Here is a 10268-nt window from a genome sequence, read left to right as displayed (position 1 = left end):
GCGACCGCACTGCTCGTGTTCTGAGTGCCTTCTGTCGTAGCGCCTTTAGCGCAGGCCCAAACATCGCCCTTCTTGACTGTGAACTTTTCTTTGTTGTGAACGACCGAAAGTTCTCCCTCAGTCATGTGGCAGAGCATGTCGTTCGTCATCATGTTGTCTGGCGTCTTCGCGCCGGGTTGGATAACAACATCGCGTAGCATGACCGTTTTATACGCTGGTATGACCGAAGCCCGCTCACCAAGCGCTACAACTCTGACGCCCGGGCCGACCTCCTTGCCCTCATCGGGGCCGTAAGTCTGTGCGGCGGCTGGGGTCGCCCAGCGATCAGTGGCGTTGCGGCCACTGTAAGACCGAGTGCAAATGTGGATCTACGATTGACGGCTTCCATTGCTTCCTCCCTATTAAAAGTTGGTCGGAAAGGTAGGCCAACAAATCAAGGATGAGCCGTTGCGGCCCAAAGTCAACTGATCTTCCGTTGGGTTTTGACCCTAATCTGATGAAGGTCCAACTGACATATTTCCCAGGCTTTGCCAATGACAGTCGCGCATTCTCCTCCTCCAGCGTCTTCAGCCGCTTCGCCTCTGACACCTCCATGCCTCCGTATTTCGCTTTCCATTTGTAGATGCTGGCGTCGCTGACGCCGTGCTTGCGGCACAGATCGGTCACCGGGAATATCAGCGACTGTGCTGGGTTGAGCGCTGGTGCCCCGAGGGCCGAGAATATAACGATCAGGTTGTAGAGAACGGCAGTGCGCTGTCCATGCGCCGCGGAATGCTCCCCTCGGCGATCACGGGAATAGTAGAACACTACCGCCGGCGGATCGGCGCCGCCGAACGGTCGGTGATCGCGCACATAGCCATAATCGGCCGGTATCGGTCTTGCCCTTGGCCTGCGGGCGCGGGCTGATTTCCGACACTATCGCAAAATCTCCATAGCCTGCGATCTTAAGAGTCCAATCCTATCAGTCGATACGGGCTCAAAAAAACAATACAATGGACCGTAGCGACGCGTTTCTCGCTTCGGACTCGCCCGCCGACCTCGCATCTCGGCGGTCGTGGGTGACGAGATACCCGCCATGAGGTTATCGACAAGTCAATGTTCGCCTTTATTGAGGGGGCCGAAGGTCCAGATTTTAAAGTGACGATTCGAAGAGTTGGGGAGAAATATACCGCCCGTCGCGACGATGCACCTGCGCGCCTTTTTTCCGCAAGAGATACCGTTGCGCCTTGCCTTGGCAGGCCTGGAACTTGCCGCCCGATACGGTGACTTCAACGGCGGCTATAGTCCAAACCAGATTTATGTGGCTCAAGCAAAAGGAACGCCAGCTAATATGATTTCATCCGATTTCGGATCAGTCGCCTCTTGGCGTTCCGGTGCCGTCGAAGGGCCGAAGCGGATTAACCGGAGAATCGCAGCGCCTCATGAAGGACTGGGATATTGGGAGTGAGGGCATGATCGAGACGCGCGATTTCGATATCTTATCGCCGGACTTTCACGCATACCCCTTCCCCACGGCTGACCGGATGCGCGCCGAGGGGCCAGTCGTTTGCATGAAGCTGCCGATTGTCGGCCGCACATGGCTCTCCGTGACACATGACGCCTGCGCAACGCTGTTGAAGGATCACGCGAGCTTCGCTCGCGACCCTGCCAACGCAGGGAGCAGAACACAGGCGCGGATACTCAGATTCCTGCCGAGGACCATCAGCCTTCTGGCGCAGAATATGCTCGGCCATGACGACCCTGAGCACCGCCGCCTGCGCGGCCTCGTTGACCAGGCGTTTCAGCGCCAAACGGTCGAGGCCATGAAGCCGATGATCACGCAAATAGCCGATCGGCTTCTCGACAAGATGGAGGAAAGACCGGAGGTCGATCTCATGGCCGAGTTCTGTCGCGATCTGCCGCTTTCGGTCATTTGCGCGATGCTCGGCCTGCCGGAGCAGGACCACGATCGGTTCAAGAACTGGTTGGGCGGGCTGAAGGACACTGCCAATATCGGCGCGGTCATCCGCGCCATTCCGGGCGTGATCCGCGTTGTCCGCTATCTTGGCAGCGTCTCGCGATCGGGGGGCAGTGCACTGCCTGACCGATTGATCGCCGCGTTGCGCGATGCCGAGACCGACGGGCAGAGGCTCAGCGAGGACGAACTTGTCTCGATGATTTTCCTGCTCTTCGGCGCTGGGCAGGAAACCACAACCCATCTGATTTCCGGAGGGCTCCTCGCACTGCTATCGCATGAAGATCAACGCCGCAGGCTGCAGAGCGAACCAAGCCTGATGCCCACCTGCGTCGAGGAGTGTCTGCGCTACGTATCACCGGTTCAAATGACCAAGCCGCGGTTTGCGACGCGCGATATGGTCTGGCAGGAACGGCAATTCCGCCGCGGCGACATGTTCGCCGGATTCCTGACGGCGGCAAACAGCGATCCTGCCAAGTTCGAGGATCCCCACCGTTTCGACATCACGCGCCACCCTAATCCGCACCTCTCCTTCGGCACAGGCGTACATTTCTGCCTCGGATTCCAACTCGCTCGGGCGGAAGCCGCAGTAGCGTTCGAACGCCTTGTCACGCGCTTTCCAGACATGCGCCTCGACACCAGCGGGCGGAAAATCGAGTGGCGTAGGCGTCTTGGCATCCGCTCCCTCGCACAGTTGCCCGTACGACTGGTGGCATGAGGTCTGTGCCGCGGTCGACTGCATCCAACGTCACCGCGCTACGGTCGCGTTTCCGGGTTTCCGGCTGGCGCCGCGAATCGTGCCCGGTGCTGCGCAGTGGTCGCCGTCGAACCGCCATGTCGCAAACCACTTCACCTGGCGTTCGCATTTCAAGCGGCGGCGGTGGAGGCGAGTCAGACCCTGCAGGCCTGGGCGAAGGACGCGGGGGGATGTGACGCTCGCGCATACGTCCGGCGACATCGCCATGCTGGCGGCACTGCCCGACGATGCCGGCATGCCGTTCCTGCGCGACCGCGCCTTCCGCGCCGAATTGCTCGGCTGGATGCGGCTGACGCGCTCGCATCCGCGCTACGACCCCGACGGTCTCAATCGCGATGCGCTGCCTATGAGCGCGCTGGAAGGATTTGGCGCCAAGGTTGTCCTCGGCAGAGGCCTGTTCGAGGCGCGATCGACGGGCTGGGGCTCGGCAAGGCCCTGACCGGCGAAAAAGTGCGCTGGCCACCGTGTGCGAGCGGAGACGCCCTTCGCCTCCGGCCGCGCTTTCTACCGGTCGGCCCGGGTTTGCAGCCTGGCCGGTGGCGGCGGTGGCCAATCATTCGCAAAGTGCCGAGGTTGGCAGCCGGCATTTCGCCATCCCGGCCGAGCGGCGGCTGATCAATGTGCTGCGGGCCGGAATTGCCGGCGCAGTGCCGAAACGGGCGTGGCTGCCGCTTCAAGGGCTAAGCGCATAAACAGGCCGGCGCCTGGCCGGCCCTTTTAGGTGCCTTCCGATCAGGCGGCCCTGGTCTTCATCTCTTCTTCGCTGCGCACCATCCTGGTCACGGCGGCGAAGTCGAGCTTGCCGGAGCCGAGCACCGGCACCTTGGCGACGACGCGCACCTCGGCTGGCACCATCAGGTCCATAGCGCCGCTGGCCTTGGCGAACGCCAGCAATTCGGCACGCGTGGCGCCGGGGGCCTCGGTGATGAGGATCAGCTTTTCGCCCTTGCGGACGTCCGGCACGGTGGCGACGGCCGAGAGCGAGCCTTTCCACAATTCGCCTGCCAGCGCCTCGACTGCCGCCAGCGAGATCATCTCGCCGCCGATCTTGGCGAAGCGCTTGGCGCGGCCGCGAATGGTGATGAAGCCGGCCTCATCTATCGCGACGACGTCGCCGGTGTCATGCCAGCCGTCCTCGAGCGGTTCCAGCACGCCGGGCTTCTCGGCCCTGAGATAGCCCGCCATGACATTGGGGCCGCGCACAAAAAGCCGTCCGCCTTCGTCGACGCCGGGCACCGGGTCGAGGCGATATTCCATGCCCGGCATGATCTTGCCGACGCTGCCGGAGCGGTTGTACATCGGCGTGTTGATGGAGATCACCGGTGCTGTTTCGGTGACGCCGTAGCCTTCGAGGATGCGGACACCAAACTTCTCCATATAGGTCATGCGCGTCGACGGCTTCACCGGTTCAGCGCCGGCAAAGCAATAGCGTATCGAGCGGAAGTCGTAGGGATGCGCGGTTCTCGCATAGCCGGCGAGGAAGGTATCGGTGCCGAAGATGATCGTCGCGTTCGAGGAATAGACCAGTTCCGGCACGATGCGGTAGTGCAGCGGCGACGGGTACAAAAAGACCGGCACGCCCGAGATCAGCGGCAGCACGGTGCCCGCAGTCATGCCGAACGAGTGGAAGATCGGCAGCACGTTGAACACCTTGTCGCCCGAATGGAAGTCGATGCGCGAGGCGGCCTGGGCGGCGTTGGCCAGGATGTTGCGGTGGGTCAGCACGACGCCCTTGGGCGTCCCTTCCGAACCCGAGGTGAACAGGATCACCGCCGGATCGTCGGGCTTTCGGGCAACGCGCGGCGTGCTCTTGCGCAGCAGTCCGAGTAGTTTGTCCTTGAGGTCGATGGTGGCGCGCAGATCGTCGAGCCAGACGATATCGACCGAGCCGCCGAGTTCCTCGACCACCGGGCCGAGCTTTGCCTGTTCGACAAACGCGCGAGACGTAAGGACCGTCTGCACCTCCGCGGCCTTGCAGGCCGACAGGATGTTGGCCGCACCGGCGGTGAAGTTCATCATTGCAGGGACCTTGCCGGCCGACATGACGCCGAGCAGAGCGGCGCAGGCGCCGTTGGCGTTGGGCAGCATGATGCCGAGCGTCTGCTGGCCGGCATAGAGGTGCTCGAACTTCTCGCCGAGCACGGCGGCAGCCGTCAACAGCTTGCCGTAGCTCAGCGAGCCGGTGACCGGGTCCTCGACGGCGAGCTCTCTCATGCCGCGTTCGTTTGCCGTCTGGATGACCTTTTCCAGCACCGTCCTGTCGATGTCCTGGGTGCGGAAGACGAGATCCGACATCACCTGATAGAGGGCGGAGCCTGCCGCGGCGCGGCGCCTGCGGCCCTTCAGTTCTTGCGGCACTTCGAGCTTGACCGGCTCCAGGATGGTCACCTTGACCTTCGGGAACAGCCGGCGGCGCACATGCTGCGAGGTCAGCCGCGAAAAGTAGCTCTTTTCCAGCCCGTCGATGCGCACCGGCACGACCATCGAGCCGGTCTTGTCGGCCACCATGGCGGCGCCGTCATAGACCTTCATCAGGCCGCCGGTGACGGTGATGCGCCCTTCCGGGAAGATGACCAGCGGGTCGCCGCCCTGCACGATCTTGATCAGCGTGCGGGTCGACATCGGCTTGGCCGGATTGAGAGGCAATGCCCGGGCGAGTTTCATGAACGGCTTCATCCACCAAGCCTGGGCGATGGTGTAGTCGATCGCAAAGACGGGCTCCTCATCTGTCAGCGTCAGGGCCAGCGGGCCGTCGAGGAAGCTGACATGGTTGAGCGCCAGGATGGGTGCGACGCCGGCCCTCTTGAGGTTGTCCATGCCCTCGACTTCCAGGCGATGGAAGGCGCGGAACAGGATGGAGACGAAATCGCGGAAAGCGTTGGTCGGCAGGAATTTCAGCATCAGCCATGCGGCGACGGCATTGGCCGCGGCGAGACCGAACAGGATAACGCCAAGGGAGACGCCGGTTGCCTGGATCACCGCGACGAGCAGTCCGCCCACCGTCATAAAGCCTGCATTGACGATACTGACCGCGGCGACGACGCGGGCGCGGCGTGCTTCAGGCGACCAGGCCTGCACAGCGGCAAAGGTCGGCACCACCAGGAAGGCGCTGGCAATCGCCATGCCGGCGAGGTCGATGGCAACACGGAAGGTGTACTGTCCGGCAAAGAAGAGGCCAAGAGTTTCGGCGCCCGGCGAAGGCTGCATGCTCCAGATGGTCCAGGCCAGGTCGAGGCCGAACAGCGCCAGCAGCGCCGTGCCGACTGGTGCCGGTAAGAGCACGATACGCCCCTGCGACATCCACGCGGCGATTGCCGAGCCGATGGCAATCGAGACGGCGAAGACCCCGAGGTAGACGGTAGCCGCCATCTCATTGCCGCCCAGCGAATCCTTGACCAATGTTGGCAGGATCGAAAGCACGATGGCGCCGATCAGCCAGAACCACGACGTCATCAGGCCGGCGCGCCAGATCCGCTTGTCGTCACGCAATCCGTTGACCTGACGCCAGGTCGAGCGAAAGATGTTCCTGTCGATGACAAGGTCGGGCGCCGCCGAGCCGGTGCGGGGAATGTAGCGGCTGACAAACCAGCAAGCGATGGCGAGGATCATCATGATCGGCCCGAAGACCGCGACGCCTATGCCGTCGGCCGAGACGAGGCCGCCAGCAATGGTGCCGCCGAGGATGGCGGCGAAGGTTGCCGATTCGATCCAGGCATTGGCGCGCGGCAATTCCTTGCGCTCGAGATGATCCGGCAGGATGCCGTATTTGATCGGTCCGAACAGCGCCGAGATGATGCCGAACATGAGTAGCGCCGTCATCAGTACCGGGATCGACGACAGTGCGATACCGACGACGGCGACGGCAGCCGCGGCAATCTCGGTGAATTTCAGCCGGCGGGCGATGAGAGCCTTGTCGAAGCGGTCGGCGATCTCGCCGCCAAGCGCCGACAAAAGCAGGAAGGGGGCCATGAAGACGGCGCCCGCCAGGGTGACCAATGACGCCGCCTGGTCCGCCGCCAGCGTGAATAGAATAAGGAACACCAGCGTGTTCTTAAGGAAATTATCGTTGAAGGCGGACAGGAACTGCGTCCAGAAGAGAGGCGCAAAGCGCCGTGACCTCATCAGATGGCTGTTGCTCCGATTTATCGAGGCGATTTCCATAGCGGGGACTTCCATTGGGCAAGACCGATGCATCTGTCTTGCGCGGTTTGAGCCTTGTTGTAGCGGGAACGCGGTTACACTTCGTTACTGCGGCTGACCTCCATCAGCAGCTTTTCGGTCTTGGCGTCTTCCAGCCGGTTGATGAAACGGCTTGCCTCTTCCGAGTCAGGCAGCGTCTTGGTGATGGTGATCGAGGTATGCACGAGCATGATTGCGGCCATGGCGTAAAACCCCTTGGCAGCGAAGCTTGCCTCCATGAAGTAGATGCCGCCAGCCATCATCGTGGCGGCAACGGCGAACTGGGCTTGGTGAATGTATTCCAGGGGCTTCAGTCCTTTGGGGAATAGGTGTTGGCGGACATCGGTATAATCCTTTTGTTTCAGGGTTAGGTTGGGTCGGTGGCGGGCTGTTTCAGGCCGGATACAATCAGGCTGGTTTGCCAATCCTGCTGGCCAGTCGATCGAGCACAGCGTCGGCACTGCTCTTCAGCGGCGTGCCGCATCCGGCGGCGGCGAGTTCGCTAACAGCGGCGGGGTCGCCCGACTGTTCCATCTCGGCCGTAGCGGCGGCGGTGACGTCGATCTGCTTTTGCCTACTGCGCAGGCGCAAAAGCGTCTCCTCTGCATCTTTGAGCGACGACAGCTGGGTGGTGTTGCCGCGGCCAGCTTGCGCTGGCCGCGCGGTGTTCGGAGGTTTCGTAGAGCGAAGGTTAATGACGACAAAACGGGACGCCGGGCGCAAGGATCGGAAGGGCAGGCTGATCAAGGCGGCGCAGTCGCATATCCGGCTCGGGTCTCGCCGGCTTGCGTGCGCGTGACATCACGGCCGATGCCGGCTGCGCGCTGGGCGCGCTCTATACCGCCTTCGCCGACCTGGACAAGCTCATCCTGCACGTTAATTCGGCAACGCTCGCCAGGCTCGGAGCGGGCAAGAGGCGACGGGCGAGCCGAGGGCAAGGGTGGAGGCGGTGGCTAAGGAGTATCTGCGCATTGCGCGCGACAATCGCATGAATGGAATGCGCCGTTCGAACACCGCATAGCGCCGGGCCTGCCGGTGCCCGAATGGCACCTGGCCGAACATGCGGTCCTCATCCAGCATCTGGTCGAGCCGCTCGCCATGCTGCTTCCGACGCTGACACGCCGCACCTCCTGGTGTTCGCGCGCACGCTGTTTTCCGCGGTGCATGGCGTCGTCGTCATTCCTTCGAAGACCGGTTCATCGGACTGGCGCCATCGATGTCGAAAACGAACTGCTGATTTTGTCGACACCCTCGTGGCCGGTCTCAAAAGTGCGAGTTGAACAGTCGGGTTGGCCGTGAACCGCGGAAACCGGATTTAACGACCTTCAGGCCCTTGGGTGAGCTTCGTATCGGCCCCAATAGGACTGCATCTGAGTAGTCGCGCCGTTAGTTGCGACGGGTGCCAAGGGCCGTACCTGACTCTATGTTCCCTTCACGATCCTAGGCTTAATCGGTCGGCGGGATTGAGCCGCGCTCTCGCGCGCCATGGCCAACCGCTTCTCGTCTTCGATGGCGCGATCGACTGCTTCGATTTCCTCTTGGAGCACCTTCAGCTCGGCTCCGTAGCTGGAGCGTCGCTGTCCCCGATCTGAAAGCCACTTGCCCGCATAGCGTCCCGAGTGTGGTGCACGTTACGGACTCCTTCGCGTCGAGTCGCGACCAGGATTTCCCTGAACTCTTCAAGACGTTCAACGTGATTGCGAGGCATTTGCGTTCTCCTATTTCGTCGTCGTCGTCGCTGACGGCGTTTCAGCACGGCAAAAACTTACGGCGCATAAGGTTTAAGCGACTCTAAAAGATACGCTCGACAGAGCATGAATGCGGAAGCTCAAATTTGAACGTCTCGAAACAGCGTGGAGCGCGGAAGCCGGAAAATTGGCTTGCGTCTGCGGCTCGGCGCGGTTGCCGGTCAACCCGGTTGCCGATTCTGGATCGCGAGGATCCGTTTCTGAGCGCACAACGACGCATGGTCTGCACAGCCTGTGCGATTGGGGAATCGGCGCTTGGCCTTCCAAAGGCCGCTTCCAGAGCTCGCCTCCGAAGTTCAGTTACGGCGAGCCTTGAGCGCACGTGCGAGGAGCCGGGTGTCATTTAGCTGGATCACGCACGTCTCGAACTCTTTGGTCGGGCCGTGCCAGCGCAGCTCTTCGACGTTATCGAACAGCTGAGCGTCCGTGCGCAGCGTCGCCAGATTTTTGAACAAAAGCGCGAGCTCTCTACGCTTGCCGAGGGCTTCAGGCGGAAAGCTTTCAAGAGGGCCGTATCGGCCAAGCAGCCGGGCGGCTGACACCAGGCCGATGCCTTCGAGACCGGGGTAGCCATCGGCGTTATCGCCCACGAGCGCGAGGAAATCTGGAATCAAGGCCGGTTCAACTCCGAACTTCTCGCGTACGCCGGCGGCATCGCGAATTTTCTGGGTCCTGCGGTCTACCTGGACCACATGGTCACCGCGCACACACTGCGCGAGATCCTTGTCCGGCGTCCAGATGCACACCTTCTGCACGCGATCATCGGCAGCCGCGCTGTATGCCGCGGATGCCAGCGCGTCGTCGGCTTCCAGCTCGGTCATCGGCCAGACCGCCACGCCCATCGCCGCCAGGGCTCTCTCGAGGGGGTGAAACTGCGCGAACAATCTCGGCTCGATGCCATCCCCGGTCTTGTAGGCGGGCCAGAGCTGATTTCTGAACGATTCGACTACATGATCGGTAGCCACCCCAATGTGTGTGGCGCCATTCTCGATCATCTCCAACACCGTGTTCAGCACGCCGACAACGGCGCCAAACGGCTTGTCTTGGCCGTTGTTGAACCGGCGTTGGCCATAGAAGTGGCGAAACAATTCGTATGTGCCGTCTACTAAATGAACGATCATCGCGATCCTCGAAGAAACAGCATCCGGCCCGGTCTGCAAAGCTAGACCGCTTACCTTCCAGTCGCAGGCGGATACTTCTTTCTCCGCTTACTCGCTTTTGCAACAGGGGACGTTTGGTTCGCGGGAGTATCCCTTCTTCCAAACCCAGCGAAAAACGGTTTGCGATGCTGTCGCAACTTGCGCGCGCAGGACGGAAATGGCGACCGTTAGACGCTCCGATAGAACCGGTCGATCCTTCGAAGGAGGTGGTCCTTGGGAACATTATCGTCGAGGCAGAAATCGTAGAACAACTGCGCCGGTGCCACCTTCGATCCCATCATCGTCCATTCCTCCAGAATCAAAAGCTGGATGAATCACGACACCGCAAGCCGATCAACGCCGACCAAATCGCCGCGGACGAAGTGGTGAAATGGTGCATGGCGACCGCTCGATGAAAAGCGGTCAACGATTGCAAAGACACCGCGTTCCTTTGCTTGGCCGGGCAATTGACCGATGCGGACGGCATCGGG

At 61.7% G+C, this 10268-nt stretch carries 8 protein-coding genes and 3 pseudogenes; 4 read left to right on the top strand and 7 right to left on the bottom strand.

The window, feature by feature from the left end:
* From EOA85_RS40110 to EOA85_RS37530, 3 pseudogenes are all read right to left on the bottom strand, one after another.
* Positions 1-388 (bottom strand): annotated as a pseudogene (locus EOA85_RS40110) (hypothetical protein); the annotation flags it as partial.
* 149 nt (positions 389-537) lie between these two features.
* Positions 538-678, bottom strand: a pseudogene (locus tag EOA85_RS17600) (transposase); the annotation flags it as partial.
* 81 nt (positions 679-759) lie between these two features.
* Positions 760-889, bottom strand: a pseudogene (locus EOA85_RS37530) (transposase); the annotation flags it as partial.
* A 294-nt stretch (positions 890-1183) separates the two neighbouring features.
* On the opposite strand from EOA85_RS37530, the gene EOA85_RS17595 reads away from it, so the two are divergent.
* From EOA85_RS17595 to EOA85_RS37525, 4 genes are all read left to right on the top strand, one after another.
* Positions 1184-1447: a hypothetical protein gene (locus EOA85_RS17595; protein WP_127210567.1), complete on the top strand. Its 264-nt coding sequence runs from the start codon at positions 1184-1186 to the stop codon at positions 1445-1447.
* Between the two features lie 4 nt (positions 1448-1451).
* A complete protein-coding gene (locus EOA85_RS17590) occupies positions 1452-2672 on the top strand; it encodes a cytochrome P450 (RefSeq protein WP_127210566.1) in 1221 nt (406 codons plus the stop codon).
* A gap of 211 nt (positions 2673-2883) precedes the next feature.
* Positions 2884-3150, top strand: a complete 267-nt coding sequence (locus tag EOA85_RS17585) for a hypothetical protein (protein WP_127210565.1) — start codon at positions 2884-2886, stop codon at positions 3148-3150.
* A gap of 106 nt (positions 3151-3256) precedes the next feature.
* Positions 3257-3403, top strand: a complete 147-nt coding sequence (locus tag EOA85_RS37525) for a hypothetical protein (RefSeq protein ID WP_164759720.1) — start codon at positions 3257-3259, stop codon at positions 3401-3403.
* 40 nt (positions 3404-3443) lie between these two features.
* On the opposite strand, the gene EOA85_RS17580 is transcribed toward EOA85_RS37525, so the two are convergent.
* The 4 genes from EOA85_RS17580 to EOA85_RS17560 all read right to left on the bottom strand — a co-directional run bounded on the left by EOA85_RS17580 (position 3444) and on the right by EOA85_RS17560 (position 9759).
* Positions 3444-6833: an acyl-[ACP]--phospholipid O-acyltransferase gene (locus EOA85_RS17580; RefSeq protein ID WP_127210564.1), complete on the bottom strand. Its 3390-nt coding sequence runs from the start codon at positions 6831-6833 to the stop codon at positions 3444-3446.
* A 113-nt stretch (positions 6834-6946) separates the two neighbouring features.
* Entirely contained in the window at positions 6947-7315 is a 369-nt protein-coding gene (locus EOA85_RS39035; RefSeq protein WP_245485839.1) for a YiaA/YiaB family inner membrane protein, read from the bottom strand.
* A complete protein-coding gene (locus tag EOA85_RS17570) occupies positions 7299-7637 on the bottom strand; it encodes a hypothetical protein (RefSeq protein WP_127210563.1) in 339 nt (112 codons plus the stop codon). Before EOA85_RS17570 ends, EOA85_RS39035 begins: the two co-directional genes overlap by 17 nt.
* Before the next feature lie 1297 nt (positions 7638-8934).
* The gene (locus EOA85_RS17560; RefSeq protein ID WP_127210562.1) at positions 8935-9759 is read right to left on the bottom strand and encodes a 5'-3' exonuclease H3TH domain-containing protein; all 825 of its coding nucleotides are present in this window, start codon (positions 9757-9759) and stop codon (positions 8935-8937) included.
* Positions 9760-10268: the final 509 nt, after the last annotated feature.

Source organism: Mesorhizobium sp. M5C.F.Ca.IN.020.29.1.1, from assembly GCF_003997375.1.
Lineage (GTDB): Bacteria > Pseudomonadota > Alphaproteobacteria > Rhizobiales > Rhizobiaceae > Mesorhizobium > Mesorhizobium wenxiniae.
The sequence above is the reverse complement of the archived record's forward strand: the minus strand, read 5'-3'. Positions and strand labels throughout refer to the sequence as shown.